Source organism: Serratia bockelmannii (assembly GCF_051803255.1).
GTDB classification, from domain to species: domain Bacteria; phylum Pseudomonadota; class Gammaproteobacteria; order Enterobacterales; family Enterobacteriaceae; genus Serratia; species Serratia bockelmannii.
This window is the reverse complement of sequence record NZ_CP196512.1, coordinates 3192117-3212599: the sequence shown is the minus strand read 5'-3', so window position 1 is coordinate 3212599 and position 20483 is coordinate 3192117. Positions and strand designations below refer to the sequence as shown.

At 58.2% G+C, this 20483-nt stretch carries 21 protein-coding genes and 1 pseudogene; 11 read left to right on the top strand and 11 right to left on the bottom strand.

Annotated elements, in window-relative coordinates; all coding sequences use genetic code 11:
• Positions 1–39 precede the first annotated feature (39 nt).
• The 3 genes from ACSJLU_RS15265 to ACSJLU_RS15255 all read left to right on the top strand — a co-directional run bounded on the left by ACSJLU_RS15265 (position 40) and on the right by ACSJLU_RS15255 (position 985).
• Positions 40–237, top strand: a complete 198-nt coding sequence (locus ACSJLU_RS15265) for a glycine zipper domain-containing protein (RefSeq protein WP_025303357.1) — start codon at positions 40–42, stop codon at positions 235–237.
• 14 nt (positions 238–251) lie between these two features.
• Positions 252–500: a GlsB/YeaQ/YmgE family stress response membrane protein gene (locus tag ACSJLU_RS15260; RefSeq protein ID WP_004935146.1), complete on the top strand. Its 249-nt coding sequence runs from the start codon at positions 252–254 to the stop codon at positions 498–500.
• Between the two features lie 95 nt (positions 501–595).
• Positions 596–985 carry a YidB family protein gene (locus ACSJLU_RS15255; protein ID WP_025303356.1) on the top strand — a complete coding sequence of 130 codons (390 nt, stop codon included), beginning with the start codon at positions 596–598 and terminating at the stop codon, positions 983–985.
• A 3-nt stretch (positions 986–988) separates the two neighbouring features.
• On the opposite strand, the gene ACSJLU_RS15250 is transcribed toward ACSJLU_RS15255, so the two are convergent.
• Entirely contained in the window at positions 989–1921 is a 933-nt protein-coding gene (locus ACSJLU_RS15250; protein WP_043140541.1) for a LysR family transcriptional regulator, read from the bottom strand.
• A 110-nt stretch (positions 1922–2031) separates the two neighbouring features.
• Here ACSJLU_RS15250 and ACSJLU_RS15245 point away from each other — a divergent pair, with 110 nt between their 5' ends.
• Positions 2032–3084 carry an SDR family oxidoreductase gene (locus tag ACSJLU_RS15245; protein WP_342096426.1) on the top strand — a complete coding sequence of 351 codons (1053 nt, stop codon included), beginning with the start codon at positions 2032–2034 and terminating at the stop codon, positions 3082–3084.
• Between the two features lie 44 nt (positions 3085–3128).
• Here the strand turns inward: ACSJLU_RS15245 and ACSJLU_RS15240 are convergent.
• The 3 genes and pseudogenes from ACSJLU_RS15240 to ACSJLU_RS15230 form a co-directional block, all read right to left on the bottom strand.
• Positions 3129–4135, bottom strand: a pseudogene (locus tag ACSJLU_RS15240) (NAD(P)H-quinone oxidoreductase).
• 153 nt (positions 4136–4288) lie between these two features.
• Positions 4289–4498: a hypothetical protein gene (locus ACSJLU_RS15235; protein WP_004935132.1), complete on the bottom strand. Its 210-nt coding sequence runs from the start codon at positions 4496–4498 to the stop codon at positions 4289–4291.
• A 510-nt stretch (positions 4499–5008) separates the two neighbouring features.
• Positions 5009–5386, bottom strand: coding sequence for a hypothetical protein (locus ACSJLU_RS15230; protein ID WP_025303352.1), 378 nt, complete (start codon positions 5384–5386; stop codon positions 5009–5011).
• A gap of 375 nt (positions 5387–5761) precedes the next feature.
• Here ACSJLU_RS15230 and cspE point away from each other — a divergent pair, with 375 nt between their 5' ends.
• The gene (gene cspE / locus ACSJLU_RS15225; RefSeq protein WP_004935122.1) at positions 5762–5974 is read left to right on the top strand and encodes a transcription antiterminator/RNA stability regulator CspE; all 213 of its coding nucleotides are present in this window, start codon (positions 5762–5764) and stop codon (positions 5972–5974) included.
• Between the two features lie 314 nt (positions 5975–6288).
• Positions 6289–6489: a protein DsrB gene (gene dsrB / locus ACSJLU_RS15220; protein WP_004935117.1), complete on the top strand. Its 201-nt coding sequence runs from the start codon at positions 6289–6291 to the stop codon at positions 6487–6489.
• Positions 6490–6706: 217 nt separating this feature from the next.
• Here dsrB and rcsA read toward each other — a convergent pair whose 3' ends face one another.
• Positions 6707–7336 carry a transcriptional regulator RcsA gene (gene rcsA, locus ACSJLU_RS15215; RefSeq protein WP_025303351.1) on the bottom strand — a complete coding sequence of 210 codons (630 nt, stop codon included), beginning with the start codon at positions 7334–7336 and terminating at the stop codon, positions 6707–6709.
• Between the two features lie 795 nt (positions 7337–8131).
• On the opposite strand from rcsA, the gene ACSJLU_RS15210 reads away from it, so the two are divergent.
• Entirely contained in the window at positions 8132–8773 is a 642-nt protein-coding gene (locus ACSJLU_RS15210; RefSeq protein ID WP_080352506.1) for a GNAT family N-acetyltransferase, read from the top strand.
• A 12-nt stretch (positions 8774–8785) separates the two neighbouring features.
• On the opposite strand, the gene ACSJLU_RS15205 is transcribed toward ACSJLU_RS15210, so the two are convergent.
• Positions 8786–10201 (bottom strand): pyridoxal phosphate-dependent decarboxylase family protein, encoded by a 1416-nt coding sequence (locus ACSJLU_RS15205; RefSeq protein WP_049296076.1) that lies wholly within the window; start codon positions 10199–10201, stop codon positions 8786–8788.
• A 101-nt stretch (positions 10202–10302) separates the two neighbouring features.
• On the opposite strand from ACSJLU_RS15205, the gene ACSJLU_RS15200 reads away from it, so the two are divergent.
• Positions 10303–11178 (top strand): LysR substrate-binding domain-containing protein, encoded by an 876-nt coding sequence (locus ACSJLU_RS15200; protein WP_342096425.1) that lies wholly within the window; start codon positions 10303–10305, stop codon positions 11176–11178.
• Here the strand turns inward: ACSJLU_RS15200 and ACSJLU_RS15195 are convergent.
• Positions 11175–12560 (bottom strand): CoA transferase, encoded by a 1386-nt coding sequence (locus tag ACSJLU_RS15195; RefSeq protein ID WP_147823948.1) that lies wholly within the window; start codon positions 12558–12560, stop codon positions 11175–11177. The genes ACSJLU_RS15200 and ACSJLU_RS15195 overlap by 4 nt on opposite strands.
• Before the next feature lie 724 nt (positions 12561–13284).
• Between ACSJLU_RS15195 and ACSJLU_RS15190 the strand changes: the two genes are divergently transcribed.
• Together ACSJLU_RS15190 and mgtA are read left to right on the top strand one after the other, a co-directional pair.
• Entirely contained in the window at positions 13285–13983 is a 699-nt protein-coding gene (locus ACSJLU_RS15190; RefSeq protein WP_025303346.1) for an MgtC family protein, read from the top strand.
• Between the two features lie 241 nt (positions 13984–14224).
• Positions 14225–16924 (top strand): magnesium-translocating P-type ATPase, encoded by a 2700-nt coding sequence (gene mgtA, locus ACSJLU_RS15185; protein ID WP_025303345.1) that lies wholly within the window; start codon positions 14225–14227, stop codon positions 16922–16924.
• Between the two features lie 48 nt (positions 16925–16972).
• On the opposite strand, the gene ACSJLU_RS15180 is transcribed toward mgtA, so the two are convergent.
• The 4 genes from ACSJLU_RS15180 to ACSJLU_RS15165 all read right to left on the bottom strand — a co-directional run bounded on the left by ACSJLU_RS15180 (position 16973) and on the right by ACSJLU_RS15165 (position 19942).
• On the bottom strand, positions 16973–17746 hold the full coding sequence (locus ACSJLU_RS15180) for a DUF3307 domain-containing protein (RefSeq protein ID WP_025303344.1): 774 nt from the start codon (positions 17744–17746) through the stop codon (positions 16973–16975).
• 2 nt (positions 17747–17748) lie between these two features.
• A complete protein-coding gene (locus ACSJLU_RS15175; protein ID WP_025303343.1) occupies positions 17749–18345 on the bottom strand; it encodes a hypothetical protein in 597 nt (198 codons plus the stop codon).
• Positions 18346–18557: 212 nt separating this feature from the next.
• Positions 18558–18737, bottom strand: a complete 180-nt coding sequence (locus ACSJLU_RS15170; RefSeq protein WP_019453520.1) for a hypothetical protein — start codon at positions 18735–18737, stop codon at positions 18558–18560.
• Positions 18738–18832: 95 nt separating this feature from the next.
• On the bottom strand, positions 18833–19942 hold the full coding sequence (locus ACSJLU_RS15165) for a YbdK family carboxylate-amine ligase (RefSeq protein WP_043140567.1): 1110 nt from the start codon (positions 19940–19942) through the stop codon (positions 18833–18835).
• A gap of 151 nt (positions 19943–20093) precedes the next feature.
• Between ACSJLU_RS15165 and ACSJLU_RS15160 the strand changes: the two genes are divergently transcribed.
• Positions 20094–20420 (top strand): metalloregulator ArsR/SmtB family transcription factor, encoded by a 327-nt coding sequence (locus ACSJLU_RS15160; RefSeq protein ID WP_025303341.1) that lies wholly within the window; start codon positions 20094–20096, stop codon positions 20418–20420.
• Positions 20421–20483: the final 63 nt, after the last annotated feature.

The window sequence follows — 20483 nt, the reverse complement described above, 5'->3', positions numbered from 1 at the left end:
TGACGAGATTCTCAGAGGGTTGGTCTGTAAGGATTTGACATGTCATATGAAAATGACGAACTAAACGGTGTTGAGCAACCGAGCGACTACGTGAAAGCCACCGCCTGCGAAGTGCGCAGCGGTGTAAAAGCGGCGCTCGAGCAATCATGTGCCTGCCTTAAGGATAACCCTTGGGCGGGGATAGGCGCCGGCGCCGTCGTGGGCCTGGTAATAGGATTTCTGTTAGGCAAAAGGTAATAGGGAGAGTAAAGATGGGCATCATTTCCTGGATCATTTTTGGTTTAATCGCCGGTATCCTGGCCAAGTGGATTATGCCGGGCAAAGACGGCGGCGGCTTTATTGTGACCGTTATATTGGGGATCGTGGGCGCCGTCGTCGGCGGCTATATCAGCACCTTCTTCGGTATGGGCCGCGTTGACGGTTTTAACCTGGGCAGCTTTGTGGTGGCGGTAATCGGTGCCCTGGTGGTGCTTTTTGTCTACAGGAAGATCAAAGGCTAAGCAGCCGTTGCTCAACAGGGTCGCCGCGGCGGCCCTTTTTCGTGAAATCAATCCGGCGGTGCGGCGCGGGCCGTACCGGCTGAAAGGGGAATATCATGGGTCTGTTCGATAGCGTATTGGGTAACATTCTGGGCGGCGGCGCCAACGGTAAAGGCATCGACTACATCGCCATTATGCAGTGGGTTGAGCAACAAGGTGGCCTACAGGCCATTTTGGACAAATTCCGTCAGGGGCAGTTCGGCGATATCGTCGGTTCCTGGCTCGGCAATGGCGAAAATCAGCAGATTACCGGCGATCATGTGCAGCAGGCGTTGGGTAGCGATGCGATCAACCAACTGGCTGAAAAGCTGGGTATCGATCCTGCACAAGCCTCCAGCACCATTGCACAGTTCTTGCCAACGGTCGCGGATGCCGCCTCGCCAAATGGTGAAGTGCAGCAAGACAGCAACGAACTGGGCGACATGGTCGGCAAACTGTTCAAATAATGATTAGGCTCCCGGCATCTGGCCGGGAGCATTCACTCCGCTAATTCCCTCGATCGCCGTCAACGCTTGCTGCAGATGCGCCACCCAGGCGCGCACTTTCTCCGGAATAAATCGTAAGGCGGGATAGACCGCGTGCAGCGCCATGGGCGGGTAGCGGTATTCCGGCAAAACGGGCACCAGCGCCCCCGTCGCCAGCTGCTCGGCGATTAAAGGCCGTTGGGCGCCGCCGATACCCACTCCAGCCTCGATGGCGGCCAGCAGCGATAGCGTATTGTTGGCGCGGAACGTGGGCCGCAGAGCAACCATCTCGGGGCCGTGCGGCCCGAACAGAGTGAGCGTATCGCCGTCGTTCAAACCGCTATAACGAATGTGCGCATGTTTCGCCAACTCCGCCGGCGAACGGGGCGTGCCATGCTTGTCCAGATAGGCCGGCGATGCCACCAGCAGGCGTTGCAGCTCGCCCAAACGTTTCGCCACCATGCCGGGCGCATGGAGTTCACCGAAGCGCAGCGCCACGTCGATGCCTTCGCCGATCACGTCGGCGCGGCGATCGTCCAGCAGCAGTTCGATGGCGAGGTTCGGATGACGTTGCTGGAAAGCGATGGCCAGCGGTGTGACGTGCAACTGCCCGAATCCGGTAGGGGCGTGAATGCGCAGATTGCCCTGCAACTGGTGGTGCTGGTCGTGCAGTGCGTCTTCCGCTTCGTCGACCGCCGCCAGAATCGGTTTGAGGCGCTGATAATAACCGCTGCCGGCATCGGTCAGCGTGACCGCCCGGGTGCTGCGAAACAGCAGCTGGGCCCCCAGTTGCTGCTCCAGGCCGGCGATTTGCTGACTGACCGCCGGCTGCGTCAAACGCAGATCGCGAGCGGCGGCCGATAGACTGCCCAGTTCGGCCACTCGCATAAAGGTTTTCATTGCGTTCAGCTTATCCATGTCGATCTTGCCTATAGATTTTTCTTATAAGTGTTAGTGGAAATCCTCTTCTACCGCAAGTATTACTAATCAATAACACTCAGGGTATCGATAACCTGAGGAGTGGCAAGATGAATGCAAAGCTACAGGCATTGGTGATCGGCGCCAATGGCGTGATTGGGCGCCGATTGATTGAGGAGCTGATTGATCAAGGTTGGCAAGTGGTGGGCGTCTCGCGCCGGGGGGGCGAACCGGCGTCTGGGGTGCGCCACCTTCAGGTTGATCTGCTGGATGCGGCGGCGACGCGGGACGCGCTGCGGCCGCTGAGCGCGATTAGCCACGTTTTCTATGCCGCCTATCAGGATGCGCCGGACTGGGCGGGGCTGGTGGCGCCCAATCTGCAGATGTTGCAACACGTCGTCGAGGGGCTGGAGCCGGTCGCGCCGGCGTTGGAGCATATCAGCCTAATGCAAGGTTACAAAGTGTATGGCGCGCATTTGGGGCCGTTTAAAACGCCGGCGCGCGAAAGCGACGCCGGGCATATGCCGCCGGAGTTTAACGTGGCGCAGCAGCAGTATCTGGCGCTGTGCCAGGCAGGCAAGCGATGGCGTTGGAGCGCCATTCGTCCGAGCGTGGTGGGGGGCTTCTCTCTTGGCAATCCGATGAACCTGGCGTTGAGCATCGCGGTTTATGCCTCAATCAGTAAAGCGCTCGGGCTGCCGCTGCGCTTTCCCGGTAAGCCAGGCGCTTACCACAGTCTGCTGGAAATGACCGACGCCGGGCTGTTGGCGCGCGCCACGCTTTGGGCGGCGACCGAGCCGGCGGCGGCCAATCAGGCGTTTAATATCAACAACGGCGATCTCTTTCGCTGGAGCGAGATGTGGCCGAAAATCGCCGCTTACTTCGGGCTGGAATGCGCGACGCCGCTGCCGATGCCGCTGGAGAGCACGATGGCGGACAAAGCGCCGCTGTGGCGAGAGCTGGTGCAACGGCACCAATTGACCGAACCAGACTATCGCGCGGTGGCCGGCTGGCGTTTCGCCGACTTCGTCTTTTCCTGGGACTATGACATGTTCGCGGATGGCAGCAAGGCGCGGCGTTTCGGTTTCCATCAGTTTGTCGAAACCGAAGCCATGTTTTTCTCGCTGTTCGAGGAGTTCCGCCGCCGCCGCATCATTCCCTGAGCGTGGCATCGGTTTCCCCGCAGCACAGGCTGCGGGGAATGGCCTCAGAACGTCAGCATGATCTTGCCGATGTGCTCGCTGGACTCCATCAGCGTATGCGCGGCGGCGGCCTGCTCAAGCGGGAAGGTTTTAAAAATTTGCGGTTTCAGCACGCCGCGCTCCAGCAGCGGCCAAACCTTCTCGCGCAGCTCGGCGGCAATCTGCGCTTTGTCCGCCACGCTGCGCGAGCGAAGCGTCGACCCGGTATGGGTCAGGCGTTTCAACAGCAGCGGCATCAGATTGAGCTCTTTTACCACGCCGTTTTGCGTGCCGATTTGCACGATGCGGCCTTCCATCGCCGCAGCCTGATAGTTTTTGGCGACATAATCGCCGGCGATCAGGTCGACGATGACGTCGGCGCCTTTGCCGTTGGTGGCGTCTTTGGTACGTGCGACAAAGTCTTCGCTGCGGTAATTAATCGCCACGTCGGCGCCCAGCGCCAGGCTGGCCTGACGTTTCTCTTCGGATCCGACGGTGGTGATCACCTGGGCGCAGAAGGCTTTCGCCAGCATGGTGGCGACCGTGCCGATACCGGAGGTGCCACCATGGATCAACACGGTTTCGCCGGCTTTGAGATGACCGCGCTGGAACACGTTGACCCAGACGGTAAAGAAGGTTTCCGGCAGTGCGGCGGCCTCGGTCAGGCTCAGACCCGCCGGTACCGGTAGCGCATTGCTTTCATGCACGGTGCAGTATTCCGCATAGCCCCCCCGGCGATAAGGGCGCAAACCCGATCGCCGAGCGCGAAGTGGGTCACGCCTTCACCGATGGCCACCACTTCGCCGGCAATTTCCAGGCCGGGGATATCCGAGGCGCCGGGCGGTGGCGCATAGTTCCCCTGGCGCTGCAGCACGTCGGGACGGTTAACGCCAGCGGCGGCGATTTTCACCAGCAGTTCGCCCGCCTGTGGCTCGGGTACCGGGCGTTCGGTGACAACCAGAACCTCGGGGGCGCCCGGTTGGCTAATCTCAATCGCTTTCATCGTGCCGGGCTGCGCTGCATTTGTTGACATGGTCACTCTCCTCATCGTGGCGGACGTGGTTATCAGGCTGAACGCCCGCAATAAAGTCTGCTGTTAGCTTAGCGAAATCGAAGGAGGTGCGCGTGGTCGAATAGAGCGGTTTTGCGAGGAGGAGAGGACGCCGCCGCGATGGGCGGCTGGATATCAATCGTTAGGGGGGATGCGGAAGCCTTTCAACGAGACGATAAAATGTTCTTTCCCTTTGGAGATCTTGGCGCCTTTATCGCACCACAGGCTGGCAAGCTGGAAGAAGTCATCGCTGCCGATATCGTAGGCCAGTTCGATTTTCTTGGCTGTGCCGGCGCGGATGAGCTTTTCTGCTTCCTGATGGTTTGCAGCTTTAATTATGGTCATGGGCGAAATCCTTGGTGTTAAGCCAGAGCGGATAATCGCGAATCATCATATGGCCATAGTGTGACAATTTTGTGATGAAAACATGACGGTCCACGAAGGTGCGGCGTGCGGCGTGCCGCGCCTTCGCGGTGAAAATGCGTTATCGATTACCGATCGTGCGGGCGAACGAATGTGCTTTTTTTCTGAGATTTGAAATGCTTATAGAGCGAATAGCCCGCAATGCCGGCTAAGACAGCCAAGAGGGCAAGGGATCCTGTGGCCATGAACATCACCTCCGAATAAGAATGGCAAGGAGGCGTATTTGTGACATTCATCACTTTACGGGGCAATGAGAGCAATCTGTAATCGGGAAACTGGCATGAGGGAGGAGCAAAAAAAAAGCGCCTATAGGGAGGCGCATAAAGATTTGCAACACAGCTTGTTGTGTTCAACACCAGGAGGAGTGGTGAACTGGCGCTATTCTATGCAGCGGCGAGGGCGGCTGATATAGGTATTGCTCCGAAAGCGGCGCTACCACTCATAGCCCAACTGGATGTTGTAATCGGGATCCTGGTTGGTGGAGTAAGGATCGGATTGGCGGCGGCGATCGGTTTTCTTCACCGGGCCTTCATACGCGGGATAAGGTTTGGTGCGCGGTTTGCTGCAGCCCGGATGATCGCATTCGATATCGACGCGAAAGCCGTTCTTGTCGCGTGCCTCTGCCCAAGTAATCGGCGGTTTCGCCGCCTTAGGGGCTGGCCCTGACGGTGCTGTCGGCTTGGGAGCGGGAGTCACACTGGGTTCTGGAGCTTGATAATTCAGCTCCAGTGCACTCTGCGGAGCGCTGTAAGCGGCAAAGGCCAGCAGGGCGGCGGCACTGGCAGTTGGTAAGGTAAGCCATCTCGGCATGATGAATCTCCCTGAATGATTTCTGTAGGCAACTATAAAACAGCAGAACGAGAATTACTATCATTTACCTTGGCTGTTACGGGGGGCCAGGCGGTGATTCTATCGACCGACAGGGTCAAATCCTGTGCGTTTAGCCGAGATTCACGCCCCATCACGGCGAAAAAGGTTGCTATTGCCGCTCGCTCATGAGTTAATGATGTCGGCCTGTGGTACAGACCTATTTATGCACGACATTTTGAGTAAAGTAGTTCAAATTTAAAGCGTTATCCCGGATAGCCCTTCTCTGACGAATTTCCTTTCCAGTGCCTCCATAAGTAACTGATGACCGGCTATCTCGCCCATGGCGGCTAACATTATTATTGAAGGAAATTAGACATGTCCAACATGATCAAAGGTCAAGTGAAGTGGTTCAACGAAGCTAAAGGTTTTGGTTTCATCACCCCAGCAGACGGCAGCAAAGACGTATTCGTACACTTCTCTGCTATCCAGGATCAAGGCTTCAAGACCCTGGCTGAAGGCCAGAACGTACAGTTCTCTATCGAGAACGGTGCGAAAGGTCCATCTGCGGCTAACGTTACCGCTATCTAATTGGCGTCTACCGCTGATTGAAAAGAACCCGCTGCGGCGGGTTTTTTTATGCCTGCAATTTGGCAGCGCGTAAAAAAAGCCCGCAAGTCTGCGGGCAAAAGTTCCTTGTTACTTCATTTGCGAGCGCTTCTCTGGGGGAAACGCCTGAAGACAGGCTACGCGAGACCGGCTTAAGATTCTGCGGCCAAACCGTTAAGAAAGTGAAAATCCAGGCGGCTGCTACGCTGATAGCAGAGGCCGGCAGGGCTGGAGTGGTGTCCATCGCCCTCGCTTTTGTAATACACTGACGGCAATCGCAAATAATGGGGAAGGGTATGCAGGTTAACGATCGAGTGACGGTAAAAACAGACGGAGGCCCGCGGCGTGAAGGCGTGATTTTGGCCGTAGAGGTGTTCAACGAAGGCACCATGTATCTGGTTTCTCTTGACGACTACCCGGCGGGCGTATGGTTTTTTAATGAAATCGACAGCCGTGACGGCACGTTTGTGGAGCCCTGCCGCGAGCACGGGCAGTAACTTAGGTTAATCTCATTAATTTGCTAATGAAATTGTCCATTTTGAGATTATTTCATTGCGGTAAGATTTTTTTTATCGACGGCAAAAAAATACCCGTTGCGCTAGCGGGGGATAACGCAGCAGGTATTTTTTTGTGGTTCCAGCGGCTGCTATCCAGATGACATTATCACCGGGTATTTAACGGCTGGTAAAACAGAGCGGGGGCGTTCTCTGTGGTTCAGCGGCTATTGACGAATATTCCACTGGTCAATGTATCGGTCAAACGAACAACGTGATAAATGATCTGCTTGTTGTGCGTTTTTATTTTCCGCTTGATGTTTCCCTTGTGGGAAGAGACCGTTTTGGCCTTTATTTGCATCTGGTCTGATATCTGGATGGTACCTTGACCGGACATCCACATGCGTAGCATGTTCGATTCAGTCTGGCTCAGCGTTACCGGCGTTTGATCCAGAGAGGATTTCTCCGTACGGAGGGACGTTCTCTCGAGATAGTGACTAAGTAGCTGATTCATAGTCTCTGGTTTGATGGATTTTGACGATATGATGACGTTCTTGCGAACATATAAATAATCGTCGAAATGTACGTTGGTAATGGCCATGAAGATGAAGAATAACGTATCCGGGTGCAGTGAAATCACCCGTTTTATTCGCTCGGTGGCGTTTGCTTCGTGGATGAAGCAGTCCTCGTTAATAAACACCAGGCTCGGATTTAACTTGCTGCATTTTTCATGCAGGCTGTCAATGTCCTCGATGGCATTAATATGGCGCCTCTTCACGCCATGCGAAGTCAGATAGTCGGTTAACCCCAATCTGGTATAGCTACATGAATCCATGATAATCGTTGGCATATCGCACCCCCACTTAAATCCGTTTTACTGCGGTAATATGAGAAAAAGCCTAAAAAGCCGAAAGGCAAAATGGAACAATAATTCAGTGTAGCGAGTGTTCTATCAATAAACACGACGGCACTCAATGATATTTTCATACTAAACTTATTAATTGCATGAATCTATAAGTTTGGCTTAAGTCAGGGCGATCTGCTGCTCGTCCAGCTTAGGCATGTTGAGCCTGATTTGCGCTTGGCGCCCGTGCCTGTCTGCATTGCTTGCCGCTAATCTGTTCATCATGTCACGAAACAAAATTTTAGTTTGCTAGGAAAAGTCTTAAAAAAAATTCATGTGTCGTTTTTTTGATGTCTTTCAGCGCGTTTTTTGAGTGGTCAAAAATCGCTCCCTCTGGTGTTTTTGACTTTTTACATATAAAAATCATTATCTTATAGATGTTTTTGCTCTCTATGCTAATGATAAGCACTTCTTTTTTTATCATAACAACAAACAAAAGTTAACATTATGACCGGAATGTGTAGCTTAATTGTTGCTATAAATCACCGTTTTACAATGAGTTATATAGATATTTATTTCGCATGAAATAGTTTTCGTGAATGTTTAACGGTGATTGAGTGATTTCTCTAAACTATCATCCTGCAGTCCGATCCACGGGGAGGAATGGCAGGTCGGAGTTGTCTCTGGCCCGCGTTGGTTTTAACTTGCCTCTCCACCTTTCAAAAACAGGATGTCGCGGTGAGACAGAATCAGTATGGGCAGCCGATAGGTGAGGCCCTTCCTCATTGGCAGCCGGCAGGCATACCCGGGCACACGCCGCTGCAAGGGCGGTTTTGCCGCCTCGAACCGCTTAACCTCGCGCGCTGGGGGGATGCGCTTTATCAGGCTTACCAAACCGCTGAGGACGATCGTGACTGGACCTATCTGTTTTGGGAACGGCCGCAGTCGCACGCAGATTTCCAGCGTTATCTTCAGGCGCAGGTGTCCAGCGCAGACAGAAACACGATGGTGGTGATCGATCAGACGAACGGGCACGCCGTGGGAACCTGCGCTTTTTTACGCATCGATCCTGGCAACGGCGTGGCCGAACTGGGCACCATCAACTGGTCGCCGCTGATGAAGCGCAGTGCGCTGGGTAGCGAGGCGATTTTCTTGATGCTGCGGCATCTTTTCGACGATCTTGGCTACCGGCGCTGCGAATGGAAATGCGATAGCCTCAATCTGCCTTCACGCCAGGCCGCCGAGCGCTTGGGTTTCCGCTATGAAGGCACGTTCCGCCAGGCCGTCGTTGTTAAAGGACGCTCGCGCGACACCGACTGGCTGTCGATCGTTGATGGAGAATGGCCGGCACGATACGCGGCGTTTGCCGCCTGGCTGTCGCCGGATAACATCAGCGAAGACGGGCGGCAAGAACGTCGTTTGCAGGCCTTCCAACGCGGGTAATCGCCGCGCGCGTTAGGCCGTTTCCGCCAGGCAATGGCGCAGCGAGTCCAACGTCAAGCGGATGTCCTGTTCCTCTGTCATCCAGTTGACCAGCGCGGCGCGGATCCCCGGCTGGCCGTTGTAACGCGTAGGGGTGCAACGCACCACGCCATGCCGGCTAAGGCGTTCGAGAAAGCGATCGCGCGCCGCTTCGCTCTCACCCTGTGGATGACTGAGGGCGAAGCACACCACGTTCAAATTCACCGGCGCCAGCAGATGGAAACCGTCATCGGCCGCTAACGCCGCCCCCAGCGCCTGCGCCAGTTCGACGTTGCGCTCGACGATATCTCGTATACCGCTGCGACCATAGGCTTTCAGCGTCAGCCAAAGCGGCAAGGCGCGGAAGCGGCGCGAATTTTCTGGCGTCAGATGCAGATAGTTGTCTGGCCGCAGCGTCGGTGCTTCCAGGTAAGCCGAATGGTTCTGAAATACCTGCATTTGCAGATCCAAATGGCGGGTAAATTGGATCGCGCTGTCATAAGGCACATTCAGCCATTTATGCGCATCGACGGTGATGGAATCGGCATGCTGCCAGCCCTCGAGCTTTGAGGCGTATAGCGGTGAGCAGGCCGCCACGCCGCCGAATGCCGCATCGACATGCAGCCAAAATGGATAACGTTCCCGCAGCGCCAGCAGCTGCGGCAGATCGTCGAAAGCGACAGTGTTGACCGTACCGGCGCTGGCCAGTACCAACGTTGGCTGGCCAGCGCCGGCGGCGAGCTGCCGCGCCAGCGCTTCCATATCCATGGCTTCAGACTCCGGCAGGCTGGCGACGATCGTCAACGCCTCGCGGCCGATGCCGAGCATGCTGAGCGCCTTCACGCTGCTGGAATGCGGATTGGCCGCCAATACCCGGATGGGGCCCAGCGCCGCCAGGCCTTGTTGGGCGATATCCACGCCTTGCTGTTGTCCCAGCCACTGCCGGCCAATGGCCAACCCGGTGAAATTGGCCATGGTCGCGCCGCTGACCAGGCTGCCGCTGAACGTTTCCGGCAGGCCCAGCAGGGATTTCAACTGCGTCACGGCCGCCAGCTCGATCGTGGCTGCAATGGTATCATGGCTGAGCAGGCTATTTTGGTCTGTCACGCTAACCAGCCAGTCCGCTGCGACCGCCGCCGGGGTGCCGCCGCCGGTGACGAAGCCGAAATAACGCGGGCCGGCGCTGGCGGAAATGCCGGCCTGATAACGTTGCCAAAAGCGCTCCAGCGCTGCCAGGGCGCCTTCGCCGTTTTCCTCCAGCCGATCGTCGCCCGGTTGCAGCTGCTGATGCTCGAGCGGTGGGCAGACCGAGCGTTGCTGCAGTCCGGCCAGGAAATCCTCCGCCAACTGGCGGGTGTGGTCGAGGATCTGCGGAAACTGCGCGAGGTCCTGTTGTAAACGTGGGTGCATGGTGGCTCCGAAAGCGTCAGGGATGATGGGGTAAACATAGAGCATTTGCCTGCCGGTCAAAATCGATGAAAAATAACCTTTTTGGATAGCCTGGTTAACCAATGATGAATGAACGCATTCCCTTGCATGTCTTGCCGACCTTTGCGATCGCCGCCAGGTTGGAAAATTTGCGCGCTGCGGCGCAACAGGTGCATTTGACGCACGGCGCGGTCAGCCAGCAAATTCAGTTGCTGGAGCAGGCGGTCGGCTATCCGCTGTTTGAACGGCGCGGGCGCGGTGTACGCCTGAATGCCGCCGGGCGAGAGTTGCTGGCGGCGGTAGAGCCGGCGCTGCAGGCACTGCAGCAGGGCGTCGCCCGCGCCCGGCGTGCGGCGACAAGCCAGACGCTGCGCATCAGCGTGTTGCCGTCTTTTGCCCATTATTGGCTGTTGCCGCGTCTGCCTGCTTTTCATGAGGCCTGCGCCGATATTGCGCTGGATATCGATGCGTCGCTGGCGCTGCAGGATCTGTCGCAGCGTGGGTTCGATGCGGCGATCCGCATCGGCAGCGGTCAATGGGCGGGGCTGCAGGCGCAGCGCATCGCGTCGGGTGACGTGCTGCCTGTCGCTTCGCCGGATATGGCGCGAGAATGGGGGGCGGCGTTCGAGAACGGTGGCGATATTCCGTTGCTCGAGCACGACGTCAGTCCCTGGCGCGACTGGTTCAACGCGCAGGGGCGGCCGTTATGCGGGCGGCAACAGGCATTGTTCAACGATGCCGGATTATTGATTCGCGCGGCGGAGCAAGGGTTTGGCATCGCGTTGGCGAAAAAGCTGCTGGTGCAGGATGCCCTCGATGCAGGGAGGCTGGTGGCGTTGGCCGCGCCCCTTCGCCTGAGTGATGACGACGTTTACCTGGTGTGGCCGCAGACCGCCGGGTTGACGCCGGCGGTTACCCGCTTGCTGCAGTGGCTTCAGCGACAGTTGGCGGCGATTTAGCGGCGTAGCCATTCCGGTTGCGAGGTGCCGAGCGTAGTCGCCGGCAGCGCCCATTGCAGCGCCGTACCCTGCAGGCTTAACGGGGCGCGCAGGCGTTGCGCGGCCCCCCAGTAAGTCAGTTCTGTTTCCGGGTTCTCGTCGGCGGGGCCGGCCGGTGCCAGCGGTTCCGGTCGATAATCTGCCGAACAGGGGTGCGCCAGCAGCAGTTGCGCCGTGCGCGCCAGCGACAGCCGCGCGTGGTAGCCGGTACCGCGGCTCAGGCGCTGTGTCATACCGGTCAGCACCGCTGCCGCCATCAAATAGCCGGTGGCGTGATCCAGAGCCTGTACCGGCAGCGGCACCGGCAAACTGGCGCTGCGCCAAACCATACCCGCCTCCGCCAACCCGCAGCTCATCTGTACCAGGCTGTCGAAACCGCGCCGGGTCCGCCACGGCCCGCTCCAGCCGTAGGCATTCAGGCAGACGTCGATCAGGCCCGGCGCCAGCGCGCGTCTTTCCTCCGCGCCATAGCCCAATTTCTCCAACGCACCGGCACGGTAGCCGTGCACGAGCACGTCGGTGTTTTTCAGCAGATGTTCAAACGTATGGCGATCGCGCGCATTGGTCAGGTTGAGGCGTGCGCTGCGCTTGCCCAGCATCACCTCGTGCTCGACGCCGGGTTCATCCCAGCCGTAGGGATCGATGCGCAGCACGTCGGCGCCCAAACCGGCAAGAAAACGGGTGGCGATCGGCCCGGCGAGAATGCGCGTCAGATCCAGCACCCGCACGCCGTGCAGCGGCCGGGCGACGGGTAGCGCCCAGCCCGGCGGTGGCGCTTCCGGCTGCAGCGAGGCGTGGATAAGCGGTTCGAGCGCTACGCTTTTGCCTTGAATATGTTGTCGCCACGCGGCCGCCGAGCGCATTTGGGCCGCGCAGCCGCCGGCCTCGATCACGGCTTCCTCCAGCTCGCTTTTTTTCCAATCCAGCACACGTTCCGCCAGCGTGCCTTTATCCGATGCCGAACCCAGCACCTGTTCCACCGCTCGCCGATGGTGCGGCGCATTGGTATGCAGACGTATCCAGCCATCCGCCGTCGCGTAGTCGCCGGCCAGTGCGTCCCAGGCCGCAGGCAGCGTCCATCCCAGCGGCCGCAGCGTCCAGCCGAACCAGAGCGAGGCCAGGCGTTGATCGATCCAGACCTGCGGCGCGTCGGCGGCCTCGTAGCGAAGCAACTCGGCGCAGGCCAAACCGGCGGCGCTCCAGGCGGCGGTCGCCAATTCTGTGACGGGAAAAGCCGAAGGCAATGCGCCGACGCCGCTAACGGTTAACCGGTCGGTAGGGGCGGGGCGCTGCCCCAGGCTTTGCCAAATCTCGTCGAGCAGAGTGTGGATCAGAGGCGTCATCGGCCACTCCTTACGGATCGTCGGAAATATAGCCTAGCGTAGCCCACCGTCGGCGACCTTGCTAAGGCGTAACGTCGAATGTGCGGCCGTCGGCCAGTTTGGCGCGCAGGCTGTGGGCCGCGATGCCAGCGAAAGGCTGCGCGTAAAGTTGGCGGCCAGCGTCGAACCGTCGCTGAAGGTCGTCTGCTGCACCCAGCCGTCCCGATCGAGCTAGCGGAAGTCCAACAACGCTTTGTCCCACAGAGCCTGATGCAGCGGCCGGAAGGCGGCGTCGGCGCCCAATGTTGGCACCTTCTATTTGTGACATCGAAATATAATCGCCGTATTCCAGTTTATTTTTCGTTTAATAAATTAGCCTTTACTTCATTATCCGACGTCACTATACTCAGCCAAAATTTCGGTGGAGAAACCCAATTGGACAGTTGTAGTTGTAATAAAACAAATAAGGCAAGCTGACCAATTCTCTTCTGATTTGTTGCTTGCCGTTATCGGCGGGCAGCACCCCTCTCCAGTTATTTCTGAGCTGTGCATACCCGAGTAATAAACGTTTCCTGATGCCTGACGGTTTCAGGTGAATCGAGTTGGACGTTATTATGGTATTTTGCAGCCACAGCCTTTTCCCTCCAGGCACGACACGCTGATTCGCTGATTTATTTTCAGCGCGCTTTCGCGTGTGCTAAACAGCACATGATTTTATCTCCTGCGGTTAATTAAGGGGACAGTCATGGCTATGACTCCTTTCGTTTTAAATTTATTGCTGGCGATGTGCCTGGGCGCGGTCATTGGCGCCGAGCGCCAGTGGCGCCAACGCATGGCCGGCCTGCGCACCAATGCGCTGGTGGCGACCGGTGCGGCGGTCTTTATTCTCAGCTCCATGTCCACCGATCCGGCCAGCGCCGGCCGGGTGGCTGCGCAGATCGTATCTGGTATCGGTTTCCTCGGCGCCGGCGTTATCATGCGTGAAGGGCTGAACATTCGCGGCCTTAACACCGCCGCCACGCTGTGGTGTTCGGCGGGGATCGGCGTCCTGTGCGGCCTGGGCCAGCATTGGGATGCGGTGGTTGCTACGCTGGTGATCCTGTGCGCCAATATCCTGCTGCGCGAAGCCGCGCAGCGTATCAATCTGCAGCCGCACCAGCAGGCAACCGATCTGGAACTGTGCTATCGCATTCAGGTGACCTGCGGCGAGCAGGACGAAATTCTGGTGCGCACCCTGATTCTGCAGGCGCTGAACGGCGTGGCCTTGCGGCTGCAATCCTTGCGCAGCGCCGATATCTCCAGCCCGGGGCAATTGGAAGTGTGCGCGGAAATTACCGCCACGCCGGCCGCGCAAAAAGAAATTGAGGGTATTGTCTGCCGCGTCAGCCTGGAGAAAAGCGTGAGTGCCGTTCGCTGGCGCGTCGCGTCCGAATTACCGGTCTGATTAATTATATAAATATTTATTAACTTGATTATATGCTCAGGTTATTCGGGCTCGCCTGAATAACGCGGAGCATTAAGGAGGCGTTATGGACGATGACCCCGGAAGGAAAATGATTCCAGCGTGGCTGACAGGGTAATTCCGCCATTTAGTCACGCTAATAAAAAATTCCAAGCTGCGCAGAGTCACCTGTTTATCGGGCGGGGCTTCGCTGTGCGCAGAACGAAAATAAGAGAATAGCGTTATGACTCAGATTAATGAAAGAACGCGTCGCCGTGATAAAGACGCGGTGACCTACGCCATTGCGCAAGAGGCGACCAACAGCATCGCTCAAACGCTGGCGAACCTGAAGTGCAACCGCAACGGCTTGACCCAGGACGACGCCGATGAGCGGCTGGAACAGTTCGGCGCCAATCAGGTCGCCCATGACAAGGCGCCGCATGCCCTGATCCAGCTGATCAAGGCCTTCAACAACCCGTTTATCTTCGTGCTGATGGTGCTGGCTGCGATCAGTTTCTTTACCGATTATTGGCTGCCGCGCCAGAGCGGTGAAGAAACTGAACTCACCGGCGTCATTATCATCCTGACCATGGTCACGCTGAGCGGGCTGCTGCGTTTTTGGCAGGAATACCGCACCAACAAAGCGGCGGAAGCGTTGAAGTCGATGGTGCGCACCACCGCCACGGTGCTGCGCCGCAGCAGCTACAGCGCGCATCCGCTGACGCTGGAAGTGCCGATCCGCGAACTGGTGCCGGGGGATATCATCCAGCTCTCCGCCGGTGATATGGTGCCGGCCGACGTACGCCTTATCGCCTCGCGCGATCTGTTCATCAGCCAGGCGATTTTGACCGGCGAAGCGATCCCGATCGAGAAATACGATGCCATGGGCAACGTGGCGCAGAAGTCGAGCGAAGGGGAAGTGTCCAGCGAGAACGCGCTGCTTGAGCTCTCCAACATCTGCCTGATGGGCACCAATGTCGCCAGCGGCACCGCTACGGCGGTGGTGGTGGCGACCGGCGGGCGCACCTACTTCGGCTCGTTGGCCAAGTCAATCGTTGGTTCGCGGGCGCAAACCGCGTTCGATCGCGGGGTGAACAGCGTCAGCTGGCTGTTGATTCGCTTCATGCTGGTGATGGTGCCGGTGGTGTTGCTGATCAACGGTTTCACCAAAGGTGACTGGAGCGAGGCGGCGCTGTTCGCGCTGGCGGTGGCGGTCGGCCTGACGCCGGAAATGCTGCCGATGATCGTCAGCTCCAATCTGGCGAAAGGGGCGATCGCCATGTCGCGTCGCAAGGTGGTGGTGAAGCGTCTGAACGCCATTCAGAACTTCGGTGCTATGGACGTGCTCTGCACCGACAAGACCGGCACGCTGACCCAGGACCGCATCATTCTCGAGCACCACATCGACGTTACTGGCGCCAGGGATAACGAAGTGTTGCACCTGGCCTGGCTGAACAGCTTCCATCAGAGCGGCATGAAGAACCTGATGGATCAGGCGGTGATCCGTTTCGGGCGCGGCAAACCGGGGATTGAAGCCCTGGGGCGTTTCAGCAAGGTGGATGAGCTGCCGTTCGATTTCGTGCGCCGCCGTCTGTCGATCGTGGTGGCGGATGAGAATGGCAAGCAGCAGCTGATCTGTAAGGGCGCGGTGGAGGAGATGCTGGAGATCGCCACCCACGTGCGTGAAGGCGACAAGATGCTGGAGCTGGACGACGCGCGCCGTGCGGCGTTGCAGGCGCTGGCCCGCGAGTACAACGAAGACGGTTTCCGCGTGCTGGTGCTGGCGACGCGTGAGTTGGATGCGCAGCGCCCGGCCGAACCGCTAAGCGTGGCCGACGAGCGCGACATGGTGGTGCAAGGGCTGCTGACCTTCCTCGACCCGCCGAAGGAGAGCGCGCAGCAGGCGATCGCCGCGCTGCAGGAAAACGGTGTGACGGTGAAGGTGCTGACCGGCGACAACCCGGTGATCACCTGTAAGATTTGCCGCGATGTAGGCCTGGAGCCGGGCGAACCACTCTCCGGGCTGCAGATTGAACAGATGGATGACGAAGAGCTGGCGCGCGAAGTTGAACAGCGCACGGTCTTCACCAAGCTGACGCCGCTGCAGAAATCGCGGGTGCTGAAAATGTTGCAGAGCAACGGCCATACCGTCGGCTTCCTCGGCGACGGCATCAACGATGCGCCGGCGCTGCGCGATGCTGACGTCGGCATTTCGGTCGACACCGGCACCGACATCGCCAAGGAATCGGCGGATATCATCCTGTTGGAAAAGAACCTGATGGTGCTGGAAGAGGGGGTGATCAAAGGGCGCGAGACCTTCGGCAATATCATCAAGTATCTGAACATGACCGCCAGTTCCAACTTCGGCAACGTGTTCTCGGTACTGGTGGCGAGCGCCTTCATCCCGTTCCTGCCGATGCTGGCGATCCACCTGTTGATTCAAAACCTGATGTACGACATTTCCCAGCTGTCGCTGCCGTGGGACAAGATGGACAAAGAGTTCCTGCGCAAACCGCGCAAGTGGGACTCCAAAAACATCGGGCGCTTTATGCTGTGGATTGGGCCGACCTCGTCGATCTTCGATATTACGACGTATGCGCTGATGTGGTACGTGTTTGCCGCCAACAGCGTGGAACACCAGGCGCTGTTCCAGTCCGGCTGGTTCATTGAGGGGCTGTTGTCGCAAACGCTGGTGGTGCATATGCTGCGCACCCAGAAGATCCCGTTCATTCAGAGCACCGCGGCGCTGCCGGTGTTGCTGACCACCGGGTTGGTGATGGCGCTCGGCATCTACATTCCGTTCTCGCCGCTCGGCGCCCTGGTTGGCCTGCAGCCGCTACCGTGGGAATACTTCCCGTGGTTGGCCGCTACGCTGGTCAGCTACTGCGTGGTCGCGCAGTTGATGAAGCGTTTCTACATCCGCCGCTTCGGCGAGTGGCTGTAAGCCGCCTCGGCGTTCACTTCGGGGGCGAAATTCTTCGCCCCTGCACTACTACAGCAGTTTGTTGACCAGCAGGCCGAGCATGATGGTCAGCGTGAAGGAAAACAGCGTGCCGAGCAGCACATACTCGGTGCGCATCTTATCGTCGCTCTGGCGCAGATCGCCGAAACGGAAGATAGATTTGGCCGCCAGCAAAAAACCGATCGCCGGAATTTGCCCCAGCAGCACGAAGGTCAGGATCAGCGTTCTCTCCAGATAGCCAATCTGTTTGCCCGCGCGCAGCAGCGAATCGTTGTCGGCCTTGGCCGAAGGCGGCATTTGCGGCGTCCAGTGCGCCAGTAGTTGCCCGATCAGCAGGCTCATCGGCAGATAAATCAGGCTGTAGGCCACCAGCACCAGGCCAATTTGCCAACGCCCCAACTGCTGCCCCAGCGCGGCGAGCAGTTCACCGGCATTCGGCGTCAGCCCCAGCCACAGCAAGGTGATCACCGCCAGATGCAACCCCTGATCGAGCAGGAAACTGCGGGCCGGGCTCAGGCGGGTCATGACGGTGACTTTCAGCAAATCGATCAGGTAGTGGCTGACGGCGATGACCAGCAGGCTGACCAGCACCTGAAGTGAAGAAAGCCCGCCGTGCAGCAGGCCGAACCCGGCCACCACCCAGGCGGCCAGCACCCCGTGCAGCAACGCGTGCAATACCAGAAAACGCGAACGCGCGCGATGTTGGATTTTGTCTTCCACCCAACTCAGCGGCTGCAGCGGAAAATCCGCCAGCAGATGGACGAGCAACAGCCAGGCCAGCAAAGGCGCATAGGTCAGATCCATAGTCAGACGATCCTGTTAATGGCGTGAATAAACCGCATGATTTCCTCGTAGGCCGCGCGTTTCAGTGCGGCGGAGACCGTGGAGGCGGCTTTTTGCAGCTGGTCCGCCACGGCGGCGCCGCTGTCGGCGAACATTCTCATCTGGACGATGCGCGCTTCGGTCTGCGACAGGCGGCCAATCACATGATCTAACATCGGCAGCAGATCGCTGACAATGGCGTTTGTCCGATCGTTGTCGGTTTTCAGAGCCAGGCGGCAATTTTTCGCCATGGCGTCCAGCGCGCTGCCGGAGTTGATAAAGGCACTGCCGTAACCCGCGGCGTCGGGCCGTTGGCTGCCCAGCCCGACGGCGACGCGCGCATCCCAGTGCGCGGCGCCCATCGCCCGCAGCGCGAGGCGAATATATACCGCCAGCAGCAGCCCGTCCTCCGGGGCGGCCTGCGCCTGGAAGGCGTCGCCGCGAAAGATTTCCACCTGATGAAGCTGCCCGTCGCGCTGCAGCCGATCGAGCAGGCTGTGCAGCTCGTTGAGGTAGTTGACGGTATCTGATCGGCGAGAATCGACCAGATCGCCGCTGATTACGCTGATTGGTGTCGACATAGCGTGTTCCGTTGCTTACCGAGGGATGACTATAAATTCGCACCTGGATACGAATATGTCAATAATTCGTCTTTGGATACGAATTTGTAGGGAATTCGCCTGTGAGAACGAAATGCGGTGGCGTGAGGAAAGGGGACGAACGGCCGGGAATGCGCGGGCCTATCAGGCTCGCCACCGGCGGTGTAGAGGGAAAATGGCCGGCAACCGGCCGTTCAGAAACTTTTAACCAGCACTTCACGCGGCATTTCGCTGCCGTGCTTCAGCAGGTGCTCAAACGATCGTTCGCTGCTTTTCAGCTGTTGCAAAAACTCCTGCGGCGACAGATCGTGTTTTTTGCCGCTCATGTAAGCCAGCGCCAGTTCTTTTGCCTGATAGCGGGAGAAGTTGTACATGGTGTCCTCGATACGGTGAATGTCAGTGCTCACGATTGTAGCGAAAGAGCACATAATGAACAGTGGCTTTGGCGTATGGAATCGATAGCCGAAACTTAACTTGCCGGTTGCAACAGCTCATCGCACAGGCGTTTGATCACCTGAGCCTGCGGCAGGCCGTTGTGCAACATCTGACGGATATGCTCCGAATCGCTGATGCCCTGGCGGACATGGCGCTCGACGGCCTGTAACACGGCCCGATCCTCCCGCCGCTCGGCGAAATCGCTCAGCGCCTCGAGGGTGTGCAGGATGTGGGCGGTCAGGCTGCGGCGGCGCAGCGTCGTGGGATCGACGTATTCGGCGGCGAAACCGCTGCGATAGGCGTTGATCTTGTTGTAGTGGGTGAAGGCATCGTATTCCGGCGCGATCGGCGTCCGGCGTTGCAACAGAAAATCGGCCAGCAGACGGCAGTAACCGACCAGCAGCACGGCGTGCGCGAGGCGCAGCGGCGTATCGCAGATGCGGATCTCCACCGTGCCCAGCTCCGGTTTCGGCCGTGCATCCCAGTAAATATCCTTGACGCTTTCAATCACGCCGGCGGCGTTCAACCGTTCGTAGTAAGCGTTGAATTCGCGCCAGCTGTAGATGTGTTCCAGGCACCCGTAGTTGGGGAAAGAATTCTGGGCGCTGAAGCGGGAACTGGCAAAGCGCGTGTCGACCCCCTGATACAGCGGCGACGAGGCGCTGAGCGCGATCAGCTGCGGAAAATAGGGCGTCAGCGCATGGCACAGGTACATCGCCTCGTCCCCGTCGTTGACGCCGAGGTGAATGTGTTGGCCGAATACGCAGGCCAGCTTGGAGAGATAGCCAAAACGGCTGGCCAGCTGCCTGTAGCGCGCGCTGTCGCTGATGACCTGCTTGCGCCAGTCGTTGCTCAGGTGCCGACCACCGCCGCAGACGTCACAGCCCAGGCGCTGCGCGCTGCGCCGGACGGTATGGGTCAGGGCGCGCAGCTCGGCGTGCAGCTCATCGAGATCGCGGTGCACCGAGCTGTTCAGCTCCACCATCGATTGGGTGAGCTCATGCTTGACGCGCCGGCGGTCGCCGACCGCGCTGACCACCCGGTCGGCCCGATCCGCCAGATCGTAGTGCTCGGCATCGACCAGCTGTAACTCTATTTCGGTGCCGATGGAGAGCCTTTCCGAACGTTTGAATGTGAGCGGCATGGTACCTCCTTCCTGCAAGAACGGCATAAAGATAAGTATATGTCTCGGTGAGGAGGGCAACGTTTTGCATTTTATATTTGTTTTTTCGAATATGAAGATGGTATCTTCACGAGCGATTTGTGGAGAAGATAAAGGTTAACGGGAGTGCGACATGACGTCATTGACGCCGCTGAAGCTGTTTAAAAACCTGTCTGACGAGACGCGTCTGACGCTGGTGCTGTTGCTGCGCCACGCCGGCGAGCTGTGCGTTTGCGAGTTGTCGGGCGCACTGGCGCTGCCGCAACCCAAAATCTCAAGGCATCTGGCGATGCTGCGCGAAAGCGGGCTGTTGCTCGATCGGCGCGATGGTAAATGGATACATTATCGCCTGTCGCCACATATGCCGGCTTGGGCCGCGGCGATTATTGAGCAGGCTTATCAGTGTCGGCCAGAACAGATGACGAAGTTAGCGCAACGTGTGGCGAAAGGTTGTCCGTAACGGTAAAAAAATTTACGTAAATACATATGAAAAATCGAATATGTAAACTTAAAAAGGCGAAAG

What these genes read in the sequence shown, in the direction of transcription:
- ACSJLU_RS15195 (WP_147823948.1), bottom strand. Translation starts at nt 12,560, where the DNA reads ATGACGCCTCTGATCCACACTCTGCTCGACGAGATTTGGCAAAGCCTG.
- ACSJLU_RS15170 (WP_019453520.1), bottom strand. Translation starts at nt 18,737, where the DNA reads ATGTACAACTTCTCCCGCTATCAGGCAAAAGAACTGGCGCTGGCTTAC.
- dsrB (WP_004935117.1), top strand. Translation starts at nt 6,289, where the DNA reads ATGCAGGTTAACGATCGAGTGACGGTAAAAACAGACGGAGGCCCGCGG.
- cspE (WP_004935122.1), top strand. Translation starts at nt 5,762, where the DNA reads ATGTCCAACATGATCAAAGGTCAAGTGAAGTGGTTCAACGAAGCTAAA.
- ACSJLU_RS15250 (WP_043140541.1), bottom strand. Translation starts at nt 1,921, where the DNA reads ATGGATAAGCTGAACGCAATGAAAACCTTTATGCGAGTGGCCGAACTG.
- ACSJLU_RS15165 (WP_043140567.1), bottom strand. Translation starts at nt 19,942, where the DNA reads ATGCCGCTCACATTCAAACGTTCGGAAAGGCTCTCCATCGGCACCGAA.
- ACSJLU_RS15200 (WP_342096425.1), top strand. Translation starts at nt 10,303, where the DNA reads ATGATGAATGAACGCATTCCCTTGCATGTCTTGCCGACCTTTGCGATC.
- rcsA (WP_025303351.1), bottom strand. Translation starts at nt 7,336, where the DNA reads ATGCCAACGATTATCATGGATTCATGTAGCTATACCAGATTGGGGTTA.
- ACSJLU_RS15235 (WP_004935132.1), bottom strand. Translation starts at nt 4,498, where the DNA reads ATGACCATAATTAAAGCTGCAAACCATCAGGAAGCAGAAAAGCTCATC.
- ACSJLU_RS15265 (WP_025303357.1), top strand. Translation starts at nt 40, where the DNA reads ATGTCATATGAAAATGACGAACTAAACGGTGTTGAGCAACCGAGCGAC.
- ACSJLU_RS15245 (WP_342096426.1), top strand. Translation starts at nt 2,032, where the DNA reads ATGAATGCAAAGCTACAGGCATTGGTGATCGGCGCCAATGGCGTGATT.
- ACSJLU_RS15230 (WP_025303352.1), bottom strand. Translation starts at nt 5,386, where the DNA reads ATGCCGAGATGGCTTACCTTACCAACTGCCAGTGCCGCCGCCCTGCTG.
- ACSJLU_RS15180 (WP_025303344.1), bottom strand. Translation starts at nt 17,746, where the DNA reads ATGGATCTGACCTATGCGCCTTTGCTGGCCTGGCTGTTGCTCGTCCAT.
- ACSJLU_RS15190 (WP_025303346.1), top strand. Translation starts at nt 13,285, where the DNA reads ATGGCTATGACTCCTTTCGTTTTAAATTTATTGCTGGCGATGTGCCTG.
- mgtA (WP_025303345.1), top strand. Translation starts at nt 14,225, where the DNA reads ATGACTCAGATTAATGAAAGAACGCGTCGCCGTGATAAAGACGCGGTG.
- ACSJLU_RS15175 (WP_025303343.1), bottom strand. Translation starts at nt 18,345, where the DNA reads ATGTCGACACCAATCAGCGTAATCAGCGGCGATCTGGTCGATTCTCGC.
- ACSJLU_RS15160 (WP_025303341.1), top strand. Translation starts at nt 20,094, where the DNA reads ATGACGTCATTGACGCCGCTGAAGCTGTTTAAAAACCTGTCTGACGAG.
- ACSJLU_RS15255 (WP_025303356.1), top strand. Translation starts at nt 596, where the DNA reads ATGGGTCTGTTCGATAGCGTATTGGGTAACATTCTGGGCGGCGGCGCC.
- ACSJLU_RS15260 (WP_004935146.1), top strand. Translation starts at nt 252, where the DNA reads ATGGGCATCATTTCCTGGATCATTTTTGGTTTAATCGCCGGTATCCTG.
- ACSJLU_RS15205 (WP_049296076.1), bottom strand. Translation starts at nt 10,201, where the DNA reads ATGCACCCACGTTTACAACAGGACCTCGCGCAGTTTCCGCAGATCCTC.